Source organism: Streptomyces sp. NPDC015171 (assembly GCF_043079545.1).
Lineage (GTDB): Bacteria > Actinomycetota > Actinomycetes > Streptomycetales > Streptomycetaceae > Streptomyces.
Window position 1 is genome coordinate 235,991 of record NZ_JBIBUO010000003.1, and the last position, 20,684, is coordinate 256,674.

Here is a 20,684-nt window from a genome sequence, read left to right on the forward strand (position 1 = left end):
GTGTAGTGCCATGGCACCGGCCCGGACCGCCGGTCGAGCACGCTGGAGCGCAGTCGTCCGCTTACCGCGAAAGGCAGTTGTCGCGCCATGCCCCCCACCGCACAGCACGCCGCACCGTCCGGGACCCTGCCCGGCGTCCCCGTCGTCGACATCACCGCCACCGGCCCGGGCCGTACCCCCATCCAGCAGGTCATGGAGCTGATGCGGGTCCACGGCCCGGTGCTGGTGCGCCGGCTGCACGGCCGGGACGTGCTCTTCGTCGCCGACGCGGACCTGGTCGCCGATCTGGCCGACGAGGAGCGGTTCGCCAAACACGTCGGACCCGCCCTCCAGAACGTCCGCGAGTTCGCCGCCGACGGACTGTTCACGGCCTACAACGACGAGCCCAACTGGGCCAAGGCGCACGACATCCTGATGCCCGCCTTCGCCCTCGGCTCGATGCGCACCTACCACCCCGTGATGCTGAAGGTGGCCCGGCGGCTCATCGACGCCTGGGACGGCGCGGCCCGGACCGGCCGGCCCGTGGACGTGCCCGACGACATGACCCGGATGACGCTCGACACCATCGGACTCGCCGGATTCGACTACGACTTCGGCTCCTTCGCACGCGACGAGCCGCACCCCTTCGTGGAGGCGATGGTCCGCTGCCTGGAGTGGAGCATGACCCGCCTGGCCCGCACCCCGGGCCAGGACCACACGGCGGCCGACGCGGCGTTCCGGCGGGACGCCGGCTACCTGGCCCGGGTCGTGGACGACGTCATCGCCACCCGCACGGGTACCGACCAGAGCGGTGCCGACGACCTGCTCGGGCTGATGCTCGGCGCCGCTCACCCCGCGGACGGCACCACCCTGGACCCGGAGAACATCCGCAACCAGGTCATCACCTTCCTGATCGCCGGCCACGAGACCACCTCCGGCACGATGTCCTTCGCCCTCTACCACCTCGCCAAGGACCCGGCCGTGCTCCGGCTCGTGCGGCGCGAGGTCGACGCGCTGTGGGGCGACACCCCGGACCCGGAGCCGACGTACGACGACATCGGCAGGCTCACCTACACCCGCCAGGTCCTCAACGAGGCGCTGCGGCTGTGGCCGACGGCCGCCGCGTTCAGCCGGCAGGCCCGCGAGGACACCCTGCTCGGCGGGCGGATCCCGCTGCGCGCCGGGCAGGCCGTGACCGTGCTCGCGCCGATGCTGCACCGCCGGCCCGTCTGGGGCGACAACCCGGAGCTGTTCGACCCCGAGCGGTTCACCCCCGAGGCCGAGGCGGCCCGCCCGGTGCACGCCTTCAAGCCCTTCGGCACCGGCGAACGCGCCTGCATCGGACGGCAGTTCGCCCTGCACGAGGCGACCATGCTGCTCGCCCTGCTGGTGCACCGCTACCGGCTGCACGACCACGCCGGCTACGCGCTCTCGGTGAAGGAGACCCTCACCCTCAAGCCGGAGGGGTTCACCCTCACCCTCACCCCGCGCACCACCGCCGACCGTGTGCACCCGGCCCTGCCCGGCGCCGCCCCCGCGCCCGCCGCGGGCACCCCAGCCCCGGACGCCCTCCCGGCCCGGGTCCGCCCCGGCACCCGCGCCCTCTTCCTGCACGGCAGCAACTACGGCACCTGCCGGGAGTTCGCCGCCCGGCTCGCCGAGGAGGCCGCGGCCGTCGGCTGCGCCACCGAGGTCGCCGCCCTGGACGACTTCGCCGGCGCACTGCCCGCCGACCGCCCCGTCGTCATCACCGCCGCCTCCTACAACGGCCGTCCCACCGACGACGCCGTCGCCTTCACCGCCTGGCTCGACGCCACCCCCGACCTGACCGGCGTCACCTACGCCGTCCTCGGTGTCGGCGACCGCAACTGGGCCGCCACCTACCAGCAGGTCCCCACCCGGGTCGACGCCCGCCTCGCCGAACTCGGCGCCACCCGGCTCACCGCCCGCGCCGCCGCCGACGCCTCCGGCGACCTCACCGGCACCGTGCGGGAGTTCACCGGCCGGCTGCGCACCGCGCTGCTCCAGCAGTACGGCGACCCGGACGCGGGGGCCGGCGCACCGGCCGAGCCCGCCCGCACGTACGCGGTGCGCACCCTGACCGGCGGCCCGCTGGACGCGCTCGCCGAACGGCACGGACTGCTCCCGATGACGGTCACCGAGGCGTACGACCTCACGGCCCCCGGCCACCCGCGCACCAAGCGGTTCCTGCGCATCGCCCTGCCCGAGGGCGTGGACTACCGGACCGCCGACCATCTGACCGTGCTGCCCGCCAACGCCCCGGAGCTGGTGGACCGCGTCGTCGCCGCGTTCGGCCTCGACGCCGACGCCGTCCTGGACATCAGGGCCGACCGCCCGCGCCGCGGCGGCCTCGCCGTCGACCGCCCGCTGACCGTGCGCCAGCTCCTGACGCACCACGTCGAGTTGCAGGACCGTCCGGCGGGCGAGCGGCGGGCCCTGCTCGCCGCTGCCAACCCCTGCCCGCCCGAGCGTGCCGCCCTCGCCGCCCTCGCCGACGACGACCCGCGCACCCTGGTGGAGCTTGCCGAGGACCACCCCGCGCTGCGCGGCGCCCTCGACTGGCCGCTCCTGCTCGACCTGCTGACCCCGCTGCGCCCCCGCCCCTACTCGATCTCCTCCGCCCCCGCGGCCGACGCCCGGCACGCGGACCTCATGGTGTCCGTGCTCGACGCCCCCGCCCGCTCGGGCAAGGGCCGCTACCGCGGCACCGGCTCCGGCCACCTCGCCTCCCTGCGGCCCGGCGACACCGTGTACGCCCGGGTCCAGCCGTGCCGCGAGGCGTTCCGGATCGACGCCGCCGCCCCCGTCGTGATGGTCGGCGCGGGCACCGGCCTCGCCCCCTTCCGCGGGGTCGTCGCCGACCGGACGGCGGCCCGGGCGCGGGGAGCGGAACTGCCGCCCGCACTGCTCTACTTCGGCTGCGACGCGCCCGACGCCGACTATCTGCACGCCGCCGAGCTGCGAGCCGCCGAGCGGGCCGGCGCGGTGTCGCTGCGCCCGGCCTTCAGCGCCGCCCCCGAGAACGGGGCCGCCTTCGTGCAGCACCGCATCGCCGCCGAGGCCGACGAGGTCTGGCGGCTGCTGGCCACCGGGGCGCGGGTGTACGTGTGCGGCGACGGCGCCCGCATGGCACCCGGGGTCCGCGCGGCGTTCCGTACCCTGTACCGGGAACGCACCCCGGGCGCCGACGAGGCGGCGGCCCGCCGGTGGCTCGACGCGCTGGCGGCGGACGGGCGTTACGTGGAGGACGTGTACGCGGCGGGCTGAGCCGCGGGGGGAGGGGGGCCGTGCGGGAGTCTCGGGAGCGTGTCCGGAGGGTCCCGCACGGCGCCGTGCGCGCTCCGTCTTAGCTCACAGCATGAACTAAGGCTTGGGGTAATGTCGCGCGGCGGCTGTCCGAAGGAGTATGTTGCAGGTCGGGCAGGGTTCGTGAAGGGAGCCATATGGCGGGGCGCAACGGGCGCACGGTACGCGACCTGAGACGAGGCAACCGCACGGCGGTGCTCCAGCGGCTGTACTTCGACGGCCCGCTCAGCCGTTTCGAGCTGGGACCGGCCACCGGACTCAGCTCCGGCTCGGTCAGCAACGTGGTCGCGGACCTGATCGCCGACGGCCTGGTCGAGGAGGCCGGCAGCGTCGACTCCGACGGCGGCCGGCCCCGTACCCTGCTGCGCGTCTCCCCGCACAGCGGCCAGATGATCGGCGTCGACGTCGGCGAGACCCGCGTCCGGGTCGAGCTGTTCGACCTGGCCCTCACCGAGCTGGCCCGCGCCGAACGCCGGCTGACCCAGCAGGGCTACGACGCCGAGGTCATCGCCGGCCACATCCGCGACGGCGTCGCCGAGGTCCTCACCGCCGAAGGGGCCGCCCCCGAGCTGCTGCTCGGCGTCGGCGTCGGCGTCCCGGGCATCGTCGAGCACACCCCGGACCGGGGTGCCGTGGTGCACGGGCAGACCATCGGCTGGGACGCGGTCCCGCTGGAGCGGCTGCTCCGCTCGGCCTCGCAGCTCCCCGACGAGGTGCCGTACCTCATCGACAACGGCGCCAAGACCCTCGGCCAGGCGGAGATGTGGTTCGGCGCCGGGCGCGGCGCCCGTAACGCCGTGGTGGTGCTCTTCGGCTCCGGTGTCGGCGCCTGCCTCGTCACCCCCGAGGTGGAGCACGGACGGGCGGTGGAGTGGGGGCATCTGACGGTACGGGTGCGCGGGCGGCGCTGCCGCTGCGGCGCCCCGGGCTGCCTGGAGGCCTACGCGGGCGCCGAGTCGCTGCTCGCCCGCTGGCGCGAGGAGGGCGGCCGGCCGCCGGAGGGCACCGACGAGGAGACCGCGCTCACCGCGATGCTCGCCGCCGCCTACCCGGCCGAGGACGGCACCCCCGATCCGGTCGCGCTCGCCGTCCTGGAGGAGACCGCCGAGTACCTCGGCGCCGGCCTGTCCGACCTGATCAACCTCTTCCAGCCCGAGCGGATCCTGATCGGCGGCTGGGCGGGCCTCCAGCTCGGCACCCGGTTCCTGCCCTCCGTACGCCGGCACGCGGCGACGTACGCGCTGCGGCACCCGGCCGACAAGGTGACCATCGACCTCGGCCGGCTCGGCCCGGACGCGGTCACCGTCGGCGCCGCGATCCTGCCGCTCGCCGACTTCTTCGCCAGCGGCGGCCGGCGGCCCGAACCGGCCGCCCAGGACCGGCTGCCCGCCTGGCGGGCGGCGCTCCAGGAGCGCGCCCCGCACTGAGGCCCCGTCCGTATGCCCCTTCCGGGCGGGTATGCGAAAGCCCCGGCCGTGACGGGGGATTCACGGCCGGGGCGGTCGGGGTGGTGGGCGCGGATGGCGGTCGCCTCTCGGCGAAAGGCTCCACAGGGCTTCAGCCGAACGATCGTCCCTGTGGGCAATGGGTGAGGCCCGGGGACACTGTCCCATCCGCTCCCACGGTTGGTTCAACGGGCAACCACGACATGCTGTTCCGCCCCCTTGCGTGACCTGTGTCACCCATGAGGCCCGGTGTCCGCGGCACGCGCCGGCAGCCGGCCCTCCCGGGTCCAGTCCAGCAGCTCCCCGGCCGACCAGGTGGTCACCACCCGCCCCGGCGGCACCCCGCACTCCTCGGCACGGGCGCAGCCGAGGATCTGCCAGTCCAGCTGGCCGGGCGCGTGCGCGTCGGTGTCGACGGCGAACAGCACCCCCGCCGCCACGGCCTCGCGCAGCAGCCGCCGGGGCGGGTCGAGCCGCTCCGGGCGGCTGTTGATCTCCACCGCGGTACCCGACTCGGCGCACGCCGCGAACACCTCGTCCGCGTCGAACCGGGACTCGGGCCGGCCCCGGCCCGTGACCAGGCGGCCGGTGCAGTGCCCCAGGACGTCGGCGTGCGGATCGCGCACGGCGGCCACCATCCGGCGGGTCATGGCCCGCGCGTCCATCCGCAGCTTGGAGTGGACCGACACCACGACCACGTCGAGCCGCGCCAGCAGCTCCGGATCCTGGTCCAGCGAGCCGTCCTCCAGGATGTCGCACTCGATGCCGGTGAGCAGCCGGAACGGCGCCCAGCGCGCGTTCAGCTCCGCCACCGCCGCCAGCTGCTCGCGCAGCCGCTCGGCCGACAGGCCCCGGGCCACGGTCAGCCGCGGCGAGTGGTCGGTGAGCACGGCCCACTCGTGCCCGAGACCGGCCGCCGCCCGCCCCATCTCCTCGATCGGGCTGCCCCCGTCGGACCAGTCCGAGTGGGTGTGGCAGTCCCCGCGGATCAGTGCCCGCAGGGCGGCACCGGCACCGTCGGTGACGGCCGGCCCGCCGGCCTCCTCCTCCAGCGTGCGCAGATAGCCCGGCACCTCACCGCCCAGCGCCTCCCGCACCACCTGGGCGGTCTTCGGCCCGATCCCCTTCAGCGACTCCAGCGTCCCCGCCGCCGCCCGCTCGGCCACCTCGTCCCCGGGCAGCGCGGCCAGCACCCGGGCGGCGGTCCGGAAGGCCCGTACCCGATAGGTGGGCGCGAGCGCCCGCTCCAGCAGGAAGGCGATCCGGTCCAGGGCGGCGACGGGGTCCATGGGGACCAGGGTGCACCTCGCGCACGGCCGGGGCACGCGGCCGGGAGCCGGCCGTGCCACCCGGGGGCACGGCCACCGTGTGCCGTCCACCGGTCCGCACGCGGTGCGTCGTCCGGGCGCGGCACGCGGTGGCCTGTGCGGGCGCGGTGCGCCGGTGGCCCCGGCCCGCGGTACGGCTGCGGCCTCCGCGCTCACCCGGCCGGGCGAACGGGGAGGCCACAGGCGTCCGGGCACGCGGGGAGCGGCCCGGACCGCGGTTCACGGTCTCCCGGACGGCTCCGGTGGACGACCCGTCCGCGCGGGTTGCGTTCTAGGCTCTATTGCATGACCGAACAAGGATCCCCCTACATCTCCCATCCGCGGGTCCTGGTCCTCGGCGTGTGTCCGGGCAGGCCGGGCGAGCCGCCGTTCCGGATCATGGAGCTCGACGGCGAGGTGGTCGGTGAGGCCAGGACCGTCACCGATGTCCTGGAGACCGCGGCCCATCACGGCGTCGTCATCCACGACCTGGACGATCCGGACATGGTCCGCTGGGTCGGCGGGGACAAGTACACCTGGACGCTGCACTGAGCGGACGGCTCAGCCGACCGTCCACTTCTGGTTGGCGCCGCCCGAGCAGGTCCAGATCTGCAGCCGGGTGCCGTTGGCCGAGTTGTTCCCGGTCACATCGAGGCACTTGTTCGCCTGCGGATTGACGATGTCGTGCGCCGCCGAGACGGCCCACTTCTGATTGGGGCCGCCCGTGCAGTCCCACAGCTGGACGGTCGTGCCGTCCGCCGTGCCGTTGCCGTTCACGTCCAGGCACTTGCCGAGCGCCCGGATCGTGCCGTCCGAGCCGACCGTCCACGCCTGCGCCCCCGTGCCGTTGCAGTCGTAGAGCTGGACCGGGGTGCCGTTCGCCGGGCTGGCGCCGGCCACGTCGACGCACTTGCCGGCGAGGCCCCGGATCGGCACGCCGGCGGCGCTGTCGCTGGTGGTGACCGACACCGAGTCCACCAGCAGCTGCTGCGGGAACTGCGTGGAGCCGTCCGGGTCGCCCGGCCAGTAGCCGCCGACCGCCAGGTTCAGGATCAGGAAGAACGGCTTGTTGAACACCCAGGTCTTCCCGCCCAGGTCGGCGGGGGTGCGGCGCTGGTAGACGTTCCCGTCCACCGACCAGGTGATCGAGTCGGGCGCCCAGTCCACGGCGAAGGTGTGGTAGGCGTCGGCGAAGGCCTGCCCGTTCGGCAGGGAGTAGCCGGCGCCGATGCCGCCCGAGCCGGAGTAGCCGGGGCCGTGGATCGTCCCGTGCACGGTCGAGGGCTCGAAGCCGACGTTCTCCATCACGTCGATCTCACCCGAGTCCGGCCAGTTCACCGGCGTGCCGAGCATCCAGAACGCGGGCCACATGCCCTGCCCGCGCGGAATCTTCATCCGGGCCTCGACATGGCCGTACTGCGCGTTGAACTTCCCGGAGGTGTTCAGCCGGGCCGAGGTGTACTGGCAGCTGCCGTACCAGCACTGGTACCCGGCCGGGTTCTCCTTGCGGGCCGTGATCACCAGATGCCCCTGGCCGTCAAGGGCGGCGTTCTTCGTACCCGAGGTGTAGTACTGCCGCTCGTGGTTGTTCACGTTGTCGCCGGTCTCCAGCGACCACTTCGAGCCGTTCACCGCCGAGCCCGCGGGCCCGTCGAAGGTGTCGGAGAACGTGGTGACGGCGGCGGCCGCCGGGGCGTCGGGCCGGGCCTGCGCCGGGCCGACGGCCGCGGAGCCGATCAGCACGGCGGACAGCGCGGCGAGAAGACATCTGCGGAGCAGACGGGGGGAGGCCATGGCTCTCCGTTCGGTGGGGGGCGGAGTGGTGTGCCTCTTGATTTAAGGAGTGAGATAAGGGAGCGTCAATACTCTGGTACGGACCTGCTGGTGACGATCACTCACCCGACGGCGCGGGCACGCGCCGGTGCACCCCGCGACCGAGCCGCCGCCCCAGCAGCAGCCAACCCAGCAGCGCCCCGGACGTGTTGAGGATCACGTCGTCGATGTCGAAGGCCCGCCCGGTCACCAGCGCCCCCTGGACCAGCTCCACCACCAGCATCACGAGGGCCGTCAGCGCCAGCACCTGGAGCGCCCCGCGGGCGCGCGGCGCGAGGACCGGCACCAGCACCCCGAAGGGCACACCCAGCAGCAGGTTCCCGCCGACCTGCCGCAGCGCGTCCCGTGCCGACGCCTGCTCCAGATAGGCGCGCAGGGACCGGCCCGGATGCAGATTGGCGTGCGTCAGCGCCACCGAGGCCGGGGACGGCTGGAGCGTGATCCGGGCGAGGACTACCGCGAACGCCACCATGCACACGAAGGCGATCAGCATCGCCAGCAGCCGCAGGGGCAGCGGCAGCGCATGCCGCGCGGGAGCCGGCGCGACCCGTTCGCTGCCCGGCTCGTCCCCGGCGGGCTGAGTGTCCTCGGCGGGCCGCGTGTCCCCGGCGGGTGTCTCGCCGGCGGGCTGTGTGTCGCCGGCCGGCCGGCGCTTGCGGACGGGGCGCAGGATCGTGGGCAGGAGCGGGACGGTGCGGGCCATGGGGTCCTCCGGGCCGGTTGTCAACTTCCCCGTGTCGGAGCCCGCTTACCCCCGGTGCGGCCGGGGATGCCGGCCGTCCGTGCGGCGCCGGGCGCACGCCGGTGGTTTCCGTCCACGCCCGCGGGGCACTCCGGATGCGACCCCGCGTGCCGCAGCTCCCGCCCGGCCCGGCGGTGCTTGGATGCCCCCAGCGAACCACGGACACAGCAGCGCACACCCGGGCACACCGGACCGAGAGGAGGTGCCGCATGACCCGCCGTACCGCCCCGCGCGCGGTGCTCCTGGCCGGTGCCGAACTCCTCGCCTGGTGGGCGGCGCTGGCCCTGCTGTGGCTGGTGCTCATCACCGCGGTCGACACCCTGGAGCGGATCGTCGGCGCGAGCGCGGCCGCCCTCGGCGCGCTGCTGGCGCGGGCCGGCCGGCGGGCGGTGACCTGGCGGTGAACGGCTGGATCCTCGCGGCGACCGCCGTGCTCGGCGGGGGAGGGGCCGCCGCCCTGTGGGGCGTGTCCACCGGCCCGACGTCCCGCCGGGTGCTCGCCCAGAACCTGACCACCTCCGCCCTCTGCCCGGCCCTGCTGCTCCTCGCCCAGGGCTACGGCCGCCCGTCCTATGTCGACCTCGCCCTGCTGCTCGCCCTGCTCGGCCCCGTCGGCACGCTCGTCTTCGCCCGGCTGCTCGCCGACGAACTGGCGCGGGAACACCCCGGCGGCTGGGCGCCTACCTGGGCCGCCGCCGTTGTCGGCACGGCGGTCGTGGTCGCCCTGTGCGTGGCCGGCGGGCCGGGCCGGGCGATGGCGAAACTGCTGGTGACCGGCGCCCTCCTGATCGGCGGCAACGTGATCGCCACGCGGGCGGTGGCGGGCGGGTTCCGGGAGGTGCGGCGTGGCTGACGGCACGGGCGCCGGACTCCGGGTGGCTGCCGGGCCCGTTGCCGGGTACCGGGTGGCTGTTGTGACGGCCGCCGGGTACCGGGTGGCTGACGTGCCGGCCGCCGGCTGCGGACCGGCTGAGATGCGAGGAGCGGGTGCCCTGTGTCCGACGCGGTGATCGCCGTAGCGCTGCTGCTGGTGGCCGCCGCCGCCACCGCGGCCGTGGCCCAGCGCGACCCCGCCCGCCAGGCACTGGTGCTCTCCGTCCTCGGGGTGCTGCTGGCCGCGTTGTTCACCGTGCTCCAGGCCCCCGACGTCGGACTGTCCCAGCTGGCCGTCGGCTCCGCGCTCACCCCGCTGCTGATCATGCTCTCGGTGCGCAGGATCAGGCGCCGCGGGCGCCGCGCGGAGGAGACGGAGTGAACCGGCTGCGGCTGTGGCTGCTGGCCGTCGGCGGCGCGGGCATGGCCGCCCTGCTCGTCGCCGCCTGCCTCGACCTGCCCGGCTTCGGCGGCCGCCGGCACCCCTACGGCGACCGGGCCGTGCACGCCTCGCTCGCCCGGCACACCGCCAACGTCATCTCCTCCATCAACTTCGACCAGCGCGCCTACGACACCCTCGGCGAGATGAGCATCCTGTTCGCCGCCGTCCTCGGCTGCGTGGTGCTGCTGCGCCAGGCCCGCGACGAGCACCGGGCGCGGCCCGCGCCCGCCGAGGTGGCCCGCCCGGTCCGCCGCTACGCCCTGCTCGTGCTGCCCATCGCCCTGGTCACCGGTCTGTACGTGATCGCCCACGGCCAGCTCAGCCCCGGCGGCGGCTTCCAGGGCGGGGTCGTCGCCGCGACCGCCCTGCATCTGCTCTACCTCGGCGCCGACCACCAGGCGCTGGAACGCGTCCGCCCGCTCGCCGCCTACGAGATCCTCGACGCGCTCGCCGTCTGCGCCTACCTGGTGCTGGGGCTCGCCGGAGTGCTGGCCGGCACCGCGTACCTGGCCAACACACTGCTGCCGTACGGCACCTTCGGCACGCTGTCCTCCGGCGGCGCCGTCCCCCTGCTGAACGCGGCCATCGGGATGGAGGTGGCCGGGGCGGTCGTCGTGCTCCTCGCCCACTTCCTCGACCAGGCCGTCGAGATCGAGGAGGAGCACGGGAAGTGAGGACACCGTGATGCACACGCTGCCGTACCTGGTCGCCGTCTACATCTTCCTGACCGGCTGCTACGGCCTCGCCACCAGCCGGAACCTGGTCCACGCCATCGGCTGTCTCGCCGTGTGCCAGTCCGCCACCTATGTCCTGCTGCTGGCGGTCGGCTACCGCGACGGCGCCACCGCGCCCGTCTTCTCCGACATCCGGCCCGGCTCCCGGCCGGTGGTCGACCCGGTGGTGCAGGCCCTCACCCTCACCGACATCGTCGTCGGCGCCACCGTCACCGCCCTGCTGCTCGCCCTCGTCCTGCAGATCGCCAAACGGCACGGCACGGTCGACCCCGACGAACTGCGGGAGCTGCGCGGCTGATGCACCATCTGCTCCCGCTGCTCGTGGTGATCCCGCTGCTCGGCGCCGCCCTGCTGACGGTCGTCGGCCGCAGGCTGCCCCGGATCGCCGCCGAGATCACCGGCTTCGCGGTCTCCGGCGGTACGGCCGCCCTCGCGCTCCTGCTGCTGCTGAACTCCGCGCCGCCGATGCTCGAATGGGCCGGCGGCTGGCTGCCCGTGGACGGCGAGAGCGTCGGCATCGTCCTGGTCGGGGACGGTCCGGCGCTCGGCATGGCGACGCTGGCGTCACTGCTGACCCTGGCGTCCCTCGTCTACTCCTGGCGCTACTTCGACGAACCGCCGGTCGGCCACCGCGGCGCGTTCACCTCGCTGATGCTGGTCCTCCAGGGTGCGATGTGCGGCTTCGCCATCGCCGGGGACCTGTTCAACGCCTTCGTGTTCTTCGAGCTGATGAGCGTGGTGGCCTACGCCCTGACCGGCTACCGCATCGACGAGGCGAAGGCCGTCCAGGGCGCCCTGACCTTCGGGGTCGTCAACTCCCTCGGCGCGTACGCCCTGCTGATGGGCATCGCTCTGCTGTACGCGCGTACCGGCGAACTGGCCATGACGCAGATCGGGCGCGGCCTCGACACGGCGGCCGGTCCGGGCGGCCCGGACGCGCTGGTCCTCGCCTCCTTCGTCCTGGTGCTGACCGGGCTGCTGGTCAAGGCGGCGGCCGTGCCCTTCCACTTCTGGCTCCCGGACGCGCACGCCGTCGCCCCGACCCCGGTGTGCATGCTCCTGTCCGGCGTCATGGTGGAGCTCGGCGCCTACGGCGTCTGGCGCGTGTACGGCACCGTCTTCGCCGGGCCCGGTGGCATCCCCGCCGCAGATCTCACCCGGGCCCTGGTGACCCTCGGCGTGCTCACCGCCGTGATCGGCGCCGTCATGTGCTGGTACCAGCGGCACATCAAACGGCTCCTCGCGTACTCCACGGTCTCCCACACCGGGCTCTTCCTCATCGGGCTCGGCGTCCTCACCCCCGAGGGCGACGACGGCGTCGCCCTGTACATCCTGGGACACGCCGGGGTGAAGGCCGCGCTGTTCGCCTGCGCGGGCGTCCTCCTCGACCGGTTCGCCGGCGTCGACGAACACACCCTGCACGGCCGGGGCAGACCGCTGCGCGCCACCGCGGTGCTGTTCACCGCCGGTGCCCTCGGCCTCGCCGGCCTGCCGCCGTTCGGTACGGCCCTCGGCAAGGCGGTCACCGAGGAGGCGGTCGGCGGCCCGCTCACCGTGGTGTTCGTGGCCGCCTCCGCGATCACGGCCGGTGCGGTGCTGCGGGTCGCCGCCCGTGTGTTCCTCGGCCTCGGGCCGCGCCCCGCTGACGCGGAGTACGAGACCAGCGGCTCCGACGAGGAACCCGAGACCTCCGGCCGGCTGAGCCGGATCCCGGACACCATGACGACGGTGCCCGCCGTGCTGCTCGCCGCCGCCCTGGCCATCGGGGTGATCCCCGGCTTCGGCGCGGTGGTGGCCCGCTCCGTCAACGAGGCCGGTTCGGGCGGCGCCCACACCTCCGTGCACTGGACCCCGCACGGCGTCCTGCTGGGCCTGGTCTCGACCGTGCTGGCCGGCGTGCTCGCCGGGCTCGCCGTCACCCGCCCGCGCTGGGTGGCCGCCCCCGCCTGGGCCGAGCCCCTCCGGCGCCTGCAGTCCGGGCACATCGGTGACTACGTGGCCTGGCTGTTGGTGGGGGCGACCGTGCTGGGGGCGCTGGCCCTGCCGGGCGTGCCGGGGTTCTGAGCGGCGAGGAGCGGCTACGGCCCGGCGGATGCGACCCGCCGTCGGCTCGCGCCCGAGCCGTGGTCGACGCCGGACACCATCGCGTGGACGCGGGTCGCGCGGCACGGGTCCGCCGGGCCACCCGGCCCCCGAGCGCCTTCACCGCGGCCTCGCCGACGTGCGGACACCCGGCGATCTGCGCCTGGGACAGCCCCCGGCCTGCGGGAGCGGCACCTCGTGCTCCCGGTCGGCCGGTCCGCCGCCGGGTGACGGCCGGACCGGGCCGGGCGGGCTCACAGGGAGCCGGACGCCGCCTCGGAGCGGGCCAGGGCCGCGTCCAGGCTCGGCTGCGGGGGCAGCAGCCGGGTCAGCCCGGTGACCCGGAAGACGCGCAGGGTCAGCGGGTGGGTGCAGACCAGGTGCAGCTGCCCGCCGCGCTCCAGCATCCGGGCCCGCGCCCGGTACAGCAGCCGCAGCCCCGAGCAGTCGAAGAACTCCACCTGCCGCAGGTCGATCACGGCCCGCGCCTGTGGCCGCCCGGTGACCCGGTCGAGATGCGGGCCGATCTCGGTCGCCGCGACGATGTCGATCTCGCCCCGGAGCTCCAGCACGGTGTGCCCGCGGTACGCGTACATGCCCAGCTGCCGAGTGAGTGGTACGGGTTCGTGTCGCACGTCGGCACCACCTCCCACCCCGTGCCCCGACGTCGCTTTCCGATCGTCAAGTTACCCTCGATGGAAGGAATTTGAGCATGTTCGATTGACATATGTCTTCGAGTTTCACGCGTCCGGGGGCGGGTGCCGCTCAGTCCGCCAGGAGGACCAGCTTGCCCGTCGTGCGGCCGGTGTCGCCCAGCTCGTGCGCCTTGGCCGCGTCGGCCAGCGGGAACGTCCCGGCGATGGTCGCCCGCAGCTTCCCGGACTCCGCCAGTTCAGCGATCGCCCGCATTCCGGTCCGGTCGGCGTCCACCAGCATCCGTACCGCCCGCACGCCCAGCCGCTCGGCCTCCGCCTCGAAGTCCGGCGAGCCGACGGGCAGGATCGACACCACCGCACCACCGGGGCGCAGCATCCGCAGGGACCGCACCGAGGTGTCGCCGCCGAGGGTGTCCAGGACGACGTCGACGTCCCGCACCGTCTCCGTGACGTCGGTGGCGTGGTAGTCGACCGGCTCGTCCACGCCGATCTCCCGCAGGAAGTCGTGCTTGCCCGCGCTCGCCGTGCCGATCACGTACGCCCCGCGCGCCTTGGCGATCTGCACGGCCACATGGCCGACCCCGCCGGCCGCCGCGTGGATCAGCACCCGCTGGCCGGCCTGGACGTCCGTGTGCTCGGTCAGCGCCTGCCAGGCGGTCAGGGAGACCAGCGGCAGCGCGCCCGCCTGGACATGGTCGACCGAGGCCGGCTTGTGGGTCAGGGCACGGACCGGGGCGATCACGTAGTCGGCGTGCGAGCCGTGGCCGTAGGGGTAGGGCAGCATGCCGAAGACCTCGTCGCCGGGCCGGAAGGCGGCCACGCCGATCCCGGTCTCGACGACCTCGCCCGAGACGTCCCAGCCGAGGACGAACGGGGGCTCGCCGAGGAAGCCGCCGGTGGCCCGGTGCTTCCAGTCGGTGGGGTTGACCCCGGCCGCCCGCACCCGGACCAGCACCTCGTTGGGACGCGGCTCCGGCCGCTCCACCTGTACTTCCTTCAAGACCTCGGGACCGCCGAGGACGTCCTGGCTGATGACTCGCATGGTGTTCACATCGCTCATGGTCACCCAGCCTGCCGGAGTCCGCCCGCCCGGGAAATGGCATGATTGCCAAGCTTCGATAGGATCGTGCCATGCTCGACATGCAGCTCCTCAGCCGGCGCCCGGAACGGGTCGTCGTCCTGGCGCTCGACGGCGTCTACCCCTTCGAGCTGGGCATCCCCAGCCGGATCTTCGGTGCGGCCGACGGCCACTACGAGGTACTCACCTGTACGGTCGACGGCCGGCCGGTGCGCACCAACGCCGACTTCACCGTCGGCGTCGCCCACGGCCCCGAGATCCTGGACACCGCCGACACGGTGATCGTCGCCTCCGTGCCGCCCGCGCACATCCCCGCCGAGCTGTCCCCGGAGGTGAGCGCCGCGCTCGCCCGGATCCGCCCGGACGCCCGGATCGTGTCCATCTGCACGGCCGCCTTCGTGCTCGCCGCCGCCGGACTGCTCGACGGCCGCCGGGCGACCACCCACTGGCAGGTGGCCGACTCGTTCCGCCGCCTCTACCCCGAGGTGGACCTGGACCCGGACGTCCTCTTCGTCGCCGACGGCCGGATGCTCACCTCGGCCGGCGCGGCCTCCGGAGTCGACATCTGCCTGCACATCGTCCGCACCGACCACGGCAGCGAGCTGGCCAACGCCGTAGCCCGCCGCTGTGTCGTCCCCCCGTTCCGGGACGGCGGGCAGGCCCAGTACATCGAGCAGCCGGTCCCCGAGAGCGGTGCCGCGAGCACGGCCGCGACCCGCGCCTGGGCGCTGGAGCGCCTTGACGATCCGCTCACCCTTGCCGACCTCGCCGGACACGCCCGCATGAGCCTGCGCACCTTCGCCCGCCGCTTCGGCGACGAGGTCGGCCTCAGCCCCGGCCGCTGGCTGATCCAGCAGCGGGTGGCCCGCGCCCGGCATCTGCTGGAGGCCAGCGACCTGCCCGTGGACCGGATCGCCGCCGAGGTCGGCTTTGCCACCGGCGCCTCGCTGCGCCAGCACCTGCACGCGGCGATCGGCGTGTCCCCGCAGGCCTACCGGCGCACTTTCCAGCAGGCCCGCTGAACGTTCCGGACCGCCCCGGCGTCGCAGGACCGTACGGAGACCCGTACGGGACACGGGAGAACGGGGGCGGGGATGCGCAGAGGGTGCGTGGCGGTGACGGTGGTGCTGACGGCGGCGGTCGTGGCGGGGTGCGACGACGGGCCCCGGAAGGACCTGGTGGTGCGGGGCACCCCGCCGGCGACGCCCTACAGCGGCCCGCTCGACGTGGCCACCCGGGAACGCGACGAGAGCGGCCCCCGGGCCCTCCGTCTAGCCTCCGGGGCGGCGGGGCGCGCACTGGAGTGCGACGGGGAGATCTTCGACGGCTCCGGGCCGGACGGGTGGGGCAGGTCCGACGGCGGTGCCACGCCCGAGGCGGGCCTCGCCCTCTACTTCGACATGTTCCAGCCGGAGGTGCCCGACCACGGCTACCGGGTGGAACGCCGGACGGCGGACCGGGTGCTGTACTCCTACGACGTCGCGGGCCGCACCAGGGTGGCCGTCGTGGTCGCCGAGGACCAGCCGGACCGGCCCGGCTGGGGCCCGGAGACCAGCGCCTCCTGCGACCCGGCCGAACTCCCGGAGAGCTTCACGGCCACCACGGAGCGGGAGATCTGGAAGGACCGTGCCGGCCGGCGGGTCCCGGTGGGCAGGCTGGAGAGTTCCTCGGGGCCGGAGCACTGCGGCTGGCAGTCCGCCGTCCTCCTCACCCTGGGCGACCGGACGTACGCCCGCGACCCCGACGGCGTGCTCGGCCGGGACGGCCTGCTCGCGGCGCCGTACCGCCCCGAGGTCCGGATGCCCGCCGGTGCCGTGGACACCGGCTACCACCGCGGCGGCCGGCGGCTGTGGCTGACGGACGACAGGGCGACCGCCTACGTCCGCACCGACGCCGGCGTGGAGGCCTGGCCCCTGCTCGGCAAGGGCGTCGCCTGCCAGTGACCGGTGACCGGTGACCGGTCACCGGCTGCGGTGCAGGGCAATGAGCAACTGCCAGACCTGATCGGCCACTTCGGCCGGTGAGGCGTCCAGCAGCCCGTGCAGCCAGTCCGCGAGGACCCCCGCGAAGGTCGCCGCCACGGCCGAGGCGACCAGCGGGGCGTCCGCCGCGCCGGCCAGTTCCCGCTCGGCCCTGCTGCGGGCCCGCAGGTCCCGGTGCAGCACCCGCCCGAGCGGCCCGCCGCCGCCCGGCGCGAGCAGGGACCGGTACAGGGCCGCGTGCGGGGCGAGCCCGGCGAAGAACTCCCGCAGCGCGGGCGGGGCGTTCACCGGATCGGGCCGTCCCCGCCAGGCGTGCAGCGCGTCCACCGCCTGCCGTACGACGTCCGCGCACGCGTCGACCGCCAGCTCCTCCAGGCCGTCGTAGTGGACGTAGAAGGTGGCCCGGCCGACGCCCGCCCGGCGCACCAGCGCGGCCACCCCCACCTGCTCCAGCGGCCGTTCGGCGCACTCCGCGAGCAGGGCCTCCCGCAGCCGCGCCCGGGTGCGCGCGGCCCGCGGGTCCTCGGCCGCGGCGCGGGCCGTCACGCGGCCAGCACCGCGGCCAGGGCCAGCGCACCGGGCAGCGCCTGGGCGAACAGGATCCGCCGGTTGGCCGTGACCGCCCCGAACACGCCCGCCACCACCACGCAGGACAGGAAGAACACCCGCACCCGGAACCCGGTCGGATCCGCCGCGACCAGGCCCCACACCAGGCCGGCCGCCAGGAAGCCGTTGTAGAGCCCCTGGTTCGCGGCCAGCGGCGCGGTCGTCCGGGCCAGTTCCGGAGCGAAGCCGTGCAGCCCCCGCCCCGGCTTCTTCTGCCACAGGAACATCTCCAGCACCAGGATGTACGCATGCAGGACGGCCACCAGGCCGACCAGGACGTTCGCCACGATCTCCATGACCGGCGGACCTCACCTTCTTGGACAGGTGTCCAGCATACCTGGGCACCTGTCCAGGAACTCACCCGGCGGCGTACACCCGCTCGCCCCCCACATAGGTGAGCGCCACCCGCGCCTCGGCGATCGCCTCCGGCGGTCCGTCGAACGGGTCGCGGTCCAGGACCACCAGGTCGGCGAGGGCACCGGCGGCCACCCGGCCGGCGTCGTCCAGGTGGTTCACGTACGCCGACCCGGCCGTGTACGCCGTCAGTGCCTCGGCGAGGCCGAGCCGTTCGCCCGGCAGGAACACCGGACCGCTGCCGCCCGGCTCCACCCGGTTGACCGCGACATGCACGCCCTGGAGCGGATCGGGGCTGCTCACCGGCCAGTCGCTGCCCGCGGCCAGCCGGGCGCCCGAGCGCAGCAGCGCGCCGAACGGGTACTGCCGGGCGGTCCGTTCGGGCCCGAGGAACGGGATGGTCAGCTCGTCCATCTGCGGCTCGTGCGCGGCCCACAGCGGCTGGATGTTGGCCGTGGCACCGAGCCGCGCGAAGCGGGGCACGTCGTCCGGGTGCACGACCTGGAGGTGCGCCAGATGCGGCCGGGTGCCGCTCGGCCCGTTGGCCGCCCGGGCCGCCTCGATCGCGTCCAGCGCGTCCCGTACGGCCCGGTCGCCCAGCGCGTGGAAGTGGCACTGGAAGCCGAGCGCGTCCAGCTCGGTGACGTACCCGGGCAGCCGCAGCGGATCGATGAAGCTCTTGCCGCGGTTGGCGGTGGCACAGCCGCACCGGTCCAGATACGGGTCGAGCAGCGCCGCCGTGTGGTTCTCGGCGACGCCGTCCAGCATCAGCTTCACCGTGCCCGCCCGGAACCGGCCCCGGCTCAGGGCGGCCCGTCGCTCCACGAGTTCGGGGATCTGCTCGGCCCCGCGCTCCCGGTCCCACCACAGGGCGCCCACGACGCGGGCGGTGAGCGAGCCGTCCCCGGCGGCGGTGAGATACGCCTGTGCCGGGTCGTCCATGCCGAGGAAGTCACCGACCAGGGCGTCCTGCCAGGCGGTGATGCCGAGCGCGTGCAGATGCCGCTGGGCGTGCAGCAGCGCGGCCAGCCGGTCGGCGGCGGTGGCGGGCGGCGTCAGCCTGCCGACCAGCTGCATCGCACCCTCCTGGAGGGTGCCGCTCGGTGTCCCGGAGGCGTCCCGTTCGATCCGCCCGTCGGCCGGATCGGGGGTGTGCCGGTCGATCCCGGCCAGCTCAAGGGCCCGGCTGTTCACCCAGGCGCCGTGGTGGTCCCGGTTCGGCAGGTACACCGGACGGTCCGGGACGACCGCGTCCAGCAGCTCCCGGGTCGGCGTGCCGCCTTCGAACGCCTCCATCGACCAGCCGCCGCCGAGGATCCACTCCCGCTCCGGGTGGGCGTCGGCGTAGGCGCGGACGGCGGCCACGGTCTCCCCGGCCGTCGTCCGGCCGGACAGATCGCACTGGGACAGTTCGAGGCCGGCCGGCACCGGATGGACGTGCGCGTCCTGGAAACCGGGCAGCAGCAGCCGCCCGGCCAGATCGACCACCTCCGTGCGCGGCCCGGCGAGTTCGCGCACCTCCGCGTCCCCGACAGCGGTGATCCGGTCGCCGGTGACGGCCACGGCGGTGGCGGTGCGGCCCTCGGGGGTGAGGACGGGGCCGCCGGTGAAGAGCAGGTCAGCGTGCATGGTGCCTTTCCAGACAGGTCAGTTGGAGGGAGCGAGCAGCTTGGGCGAGTCCGCGTCGGTGCCCGCGCCGGTGCGGAAGTAGGGCGACTTGCGCACCCACTTCGCCCAGGCGGCCACCGCGAACCCGGAGACGATCATCGCCACCGGCATGAGCAGCAGGAACCAGCCGTTGTCCGCGCTGACCTCGAAGTGGTCGGCGGAGCGGTAGAAGGACCAGCCGAGATAGCCGCCGAGGCCCAGCAGGGCCACGGCGCTGAGCGCGGGCAGCACCACCGCCCGTACGGCCTGCCACCGGTCCGTGCGCAGCAGCGAACGGAAGCGCACGGCCGCGGCCAGCGCGGTGCACGCGTAGGACAGGGCGACGACGATTCCGACCGCGTTCACCGTCGCCAGGATCATGTCGGCCAGCCGGGGGATCACCAGGGAGAGCACCGCCACCGCCGCGGCCAGCGCCCCGATCAGCAGCGTACCGGCGGCGGGGGTCCCGTACCGGGCGCTGACCCGCGACCACACCGGACCGAGCGTGCGGTCCCGGCTCATCGCCAACGCGCCCCGGGCCGTCGGGATGACCCCGGCCTGCAGCGAGGCCACCGCCGAGAACATCAGCGCCACCAAAGGCAGCGCGGCCAGCGGCTGGTCGGCAAGCCGGTCCCCGTAGTACGCGAGGCCCTGCGCGCCGTGCCCGGCCAGCTCCGGACCGGACAGCACCCGCTGGAAGGCGACCGAGCCCAGCAGGAACAGGCCGAGCATCGCCACCAGCGTGATCAGCCCGGCCCGCGAGGCGTCCCGCGGATCGCGCACCTCCTCGGCGACGGTGAACACGGCCTCGAAACCCCAGTAGCAGAACACCGACAGCAGCAGGCCCTGAGCCAGCGCGGTCGCCGAGGGGATCGCGAACGGGTCGAACCAGGACAGGCTGAAGGAGTGCGGTCCGGTGGCGATGCCGTAGCCGCAGAACCCGAGCAGCACGACGTACTCGAAGACCAGCAGCCAGGTCTGCAGCCGGGCGGCGGTCCGCACCCCCGTCACCGCCGTCACGGTCACGGCGGCCAGCACCACGACACCCACCGCCGTCGTCTGCGCCGTCGAGTCCGGGTCGAGACCGAGCGAGCCGATCCGGTGCAGCCCCGCGAGACCGGCCAGCTGGATCAGGGCGGAACCGGTGACCGCCGTCGTGTACGCGAGGAACGCCACGCTCGCCACGATGTTCACCCAGCCGACCGCGAAACCCAGCCAGGGACTGAGCGAACGGCCCACCCACATAGCCGTTGCCCGCGTTCGGCTCCACCCGGTTGAGCCGGGCGTAGGCCCCGGCGATGCCCAGCACCGGCAGGAACGCCAGCAGCATGATCGCCGGCAGATGCGGGCCGACCACCGCGGCGGTCACCCCGAGCCCGATGCCGATGCTGGTGGTCGCCGCCGTGCTGGACGCGGCGACGGCCACGCCGTCCAGCACGCCGAGGGACCTGCGCAGCCCTGGTCGCGCGGCCTCGTCCGTTCCGAAAGGTGTCTCGTTCATCCCCGGCTCTCCGCTCACGCGCGGGGGCCCCGGCCGGCCCCGATGAGCGGACATGAAACTGCCGCGGTACTTAACAGGTCAACGGTGTTGTCATAA

Annotated in this window: 19 protein-coding genes and 1 pseudogene; 11 read left to right on the forward strand and 9 right to left on the reverse strand. The window is 74.4% G+C overall.

Features of this window, described 5'->3' with window-relative positions; genetic code table 11:
• Window positions 1-87: 87 nt before the first annotated feature.
• Window positions 88-3,267 (forward strand): cytochrome P450, encoded by a 3,180-nt coding sequence (locus ACF073_RS09425; RefSeq protein ID WP_392067961.1) that lies wholly within the window; start codon window positions 88-90, stop codon window positions 3,265-3,267.
• Window positions 3,268-3,443: 176 nt separating this feature from the next.
• A complete protein-coding gene (locus ACF073_RS09430; protein WP_392067962.1) occupies window positions 3,444-4,733 on the forward strand; it encodes an ROK family protein in 1,290 nt (429 codons plus the stop codon).
• Between the two features lie 251 nt (window positions 4,734-4,984).
• Here ACF073_RS09430 and ACF073_RS09435 read toward each other — a convergent pair whose 3' ends face one another.
• A complete protein-coding gene (locus ACF073_RS09435) occupies window positions 4,985-6,040 on the reverse strand; it encodes a PHP domain-containing protein (RefSeq protein ID WP_392067963.1) in 1,056 nt (351 codons plus the stop codon).
• A gap of 324 nt (window positions 6,041-6,364) precedes the next feature.
• Here ACF073_RS09435 and ACF073_RS09440 point away from each other — a divergent pair, with 324 nt between their 5' ends.
• A complete protein-coding gene (locus ACF073_RS09440; RefSeq protein ID WP_392067964.1) occupies window positions 6,365-6,610 on the forward strand; it encodes a hypothetical protein in 246 nt (81 codons plus the stop codon).
• A 9-nt stretch (window positions 6,611-6,619) separates the two neighbouring features.
• Here ACF073_RS09440 and ACF073_RS09445 read toward each other — a convergent pair whose 3' ends face one another.
• The gene (locus tag ACF073_RS09445; RefSeq protein WP_392067965.1) at window positions 6,620-7,852 is read right to left on the reverse strand and encodes a ricin-type beta-trefoil lectin domain protein; all 1,233 of its coding nucleotides are present in this window, start codon (window positions 7,850-7,852) and stop codon (window positions 6,620-6,622) included.
• 97 nt (window positions 7,853-7,949) lie between these two features.
• Window positions 7,950-8,594: a VanZ family protein gene (locus ACF073_RS09450; protein ID WP_392067966.1), complete on the reverse strand. Its 645-nt coding sequence runs from the start codon at window positions 8,592-8,594 to the stop codon at window positions 7,950-7,952.
• Window positions 8,595-8,842: 248 nt separating this feature from the next.
• Between ACF073_RS09450 and ACF073_RS09455 the strand changes: the two genes are divergently transcribed.
• From ACF073_RS09455 to ACF073_RS09480, 6 genes are all read left to right on the forward strand, one after another.
• Window positions 8,843-9,037: a hypothetical protein gene (locus tag ACF073_RS09455; RefSeq protein ID WP_392067967.1), complete on the forward strand. Its 195-nt coding sequence runs from the start codon at window positions 8,843-8,845 to the stop codon at window positions 9,035-9,037.
• Complete coding sequence (locus ACF073_RS09460) at window positions 9,034-9,486, forward strand: monovalent cation/H+ antiporter complex subunit F (RefSeq protein WP_392067968.1); 453 nt, start codon at window positions 9,034-9,036, stop codon at window positions 9,484-9,486. Before ACF073_RS09455 ends, ACF073_RS09460 begins: the two co-directional genes overlap by 4 nt.
• Window positions 9,487-9,627: 141 nt before the next feature.
• Window positions 9,628-9,888, forward strand: a complete 261-nt coding sequence (locus ACF073_RS09465; RefSeq protein ID WP_392067969.1) for a hydrogenase subunit MbhD domain-containing protein — start codon at window positions 9,628-9,630, stop codon at window positions 9,886-9,888.
• A gap of 41 nt (window positions 9,889-9,929) precedes the next feature.
• Window positions 9,930-10,622 (forward strand): MnhB domain-containing protein, encoded by a 693-nt coding sequence (locus ACF073_RS09470; protein ID WP_392068897.1) that lies wholly within the window; start codon window positions 9,930-9,932, stop codon window positions 10,620-10,622.
• Between the two features lie 10 nt (window positions 10,623-10,632).
• The gene (locus ACF073_RS09475; protein ID WP_392067970.1) at window positions 10,633-10,980 is read left to right on the forward strand and encodes a sodium:proton antiporter; all 348 of its coding nucleotides are present in this window, start codon (window positions 10,633-10,635) and stop codon (window positions 10,978-10,980) included.
• Window positions 10,980-12,746: a complex I subunit 5 family protein gene (locus ACF073_RS09480; protein ID WP_392067972.1), complete on the forward strand. Its 1,767-nt coding sequence runs from the start codon at window positions 10,980-10,982 to the stop codon at window positions 12,744-12,746. Before ACF073_RS09475 ends, ACF073_RS09480 begins: the two co-directional genes overlap by 1 nt.
• A gap of 272 nt (window positions 12,747-13,018) precedes the next feature.
• Here ACF073_RS09480 and ACF073_RS09485 read toward each other — a convergent pair whose 3' ends face one another.
• On the reverse strand, window positions 13,019-13,360 hold the full coding sequence (locus ACF073_RS09485) for an anti-sigma factor antagonist (RefSeq protein WP_392068899.1): 342 nt from the start codon (window positions 13,358-13,360) through the stop codon (window positions 13,019-13,021).
• 169 nt (window positions 13,361-13,529) lie between these two features.
• Window positions 13,530-14,480: an NADP-dependent oxidoreductase gene (locus tag ACF073_RS09490; RefSeq protein ID WP_392067973.1), complete on the reverse strand. Its 951-nt coding sequence runs from the start codon at window positions 14,478-14,480 to the stop codon at window positions 13,530-13,532.
• A 71-nt stretch (window positions 14,481-14,551) separates the two neighbouring features.
• Between ACF073_RS09490 and ACF073_RS09495 the strand changes: the two genes are divergently transcribed.
• Both ACF073_RS09495 and ACF073_RS09500 read left to right on the forward strand, forming a co-directional pair.
• Window positions 14,552-15,520 (forward strand): GlxA family transcriptional regulator, encoded by a 969-nt coding sequence (locus ACF073_RS09495; RefSeq protein ID WP_392067975.1) that lies wholly within the window; start codon window positions 14,552-14,554, stop codon window positions 15,518-15,520.
• 72 nt (window positions 15,521-15,592) lie between these two features.
• A complete protein-coding gene (locus ACF073_RS09500; RefSeq protein WP_392067977.1) occupies window positions 15,593-16,441 on the forward strand; it encodes a hypothetical protein in 849 nt (282 codons plus the stop codon).
• Window positions 16,442-16,459: 18 nt separating this feature from the next.
• On the opposite strand, the gene ACF073_RS09505 is transcribed toward ACF073_RS09500, so the two are convergent.
• The 4 genes and pseudogenes from ACF073_RS09505 to ACF073_RS09520 form a co-directional block, all read right to left on the reverse strand.
• Window positions 16,460-17,026 (reverse strand): TetR/AcrR family transcriptional regulator, encoded by a 567-nt coding sequence (locus tag ACF073_RS09505; protein WP_392067978.1) that lies wholly within the window; start codon window positions 17,024-17,026, stop codon window positions 16,460-16,462.
• Window positions 17,023-17,382, reverse strand: coding sequence for a DUF1304 domain-containing protein (locus tag ACF073_RS09510; protein ID WP_392067979.1), 360 nt, complete (start codon window positions 17,380-17,382; stop codon window positions 17,023-17,025). The genes ACF073_RS09505 and ACF073_RS09510 overlap by 4 nt, the downstream gene beginning before the upstream one ends.
• 61 nt (window positions 17,383-17,443) lie before the next feature.
• Window positions 17,444-19,069, reverse strand: a complete 1,626-nt coding sequence (locus ACF073_RS09515; protein ID WP_392067981.1) for an amidohydrolase — start codon at window positions 19,067-19,069, stop codon at window positions 17,444-17,446.
• A gap of 18 nt (window positions 19,070-19,087) precedes the next feature.
• Window positions 19,088-20,588, reverse strand: a pseudogene (locus tag ACF073_RS09520) (APC family permease).
• Between the last annotated feature and the right edge of the window lie 96 nt (window positions 20,589-20,684).

Excerpts from the sequence above, each read along its gene's own strand:
- ACF073_RS09425 (WP_392067961.1), top strand. The coding sequence starts at position 88 with ATGCCCCCCACCGCACAGCACGCCGCACCGTCCGGGACCCTGCCCGGC.
- ACF073_RS09430 (WP_392067962.1), top strand. The coding sequence starts at position 3,444 with ATGGCGGGGCGCAACGGGCGCACGGTACGCGACCTGAGACGAGGCAAC.
- ACF073_RS09435 (WP_392067963.1), bottom strand. The coding sequence starts at position 6,040 with ATGGACCCCGTCGCCGCCCTGGACCGGATCGCCTTCCTGCTGGAGCGG.
- ACF073_RS09440 (WP_392067964.1), top strand. The coding sequence starts at position 6,365 with ATGACCGAACAAGGATCCCCCTACATCTCCCATCCGCGGGTCCTGGTC.
- ACF073_RS09445 (WP_392067965.1), bottom strand. The coding sequence starts at position 7,852 with ATGGCCTCCCCCCGTCTGCTCCGCAGATGTCTTCTCGCCGCGCTGTCC.
- ACF073_RS09450 (WP_392067966.1), bottom strand. The coding sequence starts at position 8,594 with ATGGCCCGCACCGTCCCGCTCCTGCCCACGATCCTGCGCCCCGTCCGC.
- ACF073_RS09455 (WP_392067967.1), top strand. The coding sequence starts at position 8,843 with ATGACCCGCCGTACCGCCCCGCGCGCGGTGCTCCTGGCCGGTGCCGAA.
- ACF073_RS09470 (WP_392068897.1), top strand. The coding sequence starts at position 9,930 with ATGGCCGCCCTGCTCGTCGCCGCCTGCCTCGACCTGCCCGGCTTCGGC.
- ACF073_RS09475 (WP_392067970.1), top strand. The coding sequence starts at position 10,633 with ATGCACACGCTGCCGTACCTGGTCGCCGTCTACATCTTCCTGACCGGC.
- ACF073_RS09480 (WP_392067972.1), top strand. The coding sequence starts at position 10,980 with ATGCACCATCTGCTCCCGCTGCTCGTGGTGATCCCGCTGCTCGGCGCC.
- ACF073_RS09485 (WP_392068899.1), bottom strand. The coding sequence starts at position 13,360 with ATGTACGCGTACCGCGGGCACACCGTGCTGGAGCTCCGGGGCGAGATC.
- ACF073_RS09490 (WP_392067973.1), bottom strand. The coding sequence starts at position 14,480 with ATGAGCGATGTGAACACCATGCGAGTCATCAGCCAGGACGTCCTCGGC.
- ACF073_RS09495 (WP_392067975.1), top strand. The coding sequence starts at position 14,552 with ATGCTCGACATGCAGCTCCTCAGCCGGCGCCCGGAACGGGTCGTCGTC.
- ACF073_RS09500 (WP_392067977.1), top strand. The coding sequence starts at position 15,593 with ATGCGCAGAGGGTGCGTGGCGGTGACGGTGGTGCTGACGGCGGCGGTC.
- ACF073_RS09510 (WP_392067979.1), bottom strand. The coding sequence starts at position 17,382 with ATGGAGATCGTGGCGAACGTCCTGGTCGGCCTGGTGGCCGTCCTGCAT.
- ACF073_RS09515 (WP_392067981.1), bottom strand. The coding sequence starts at position 19,069 with ATGCACGCTGACCTGCTCTTCACCGGCGGCCCCGTCCTCACCCCCGAG.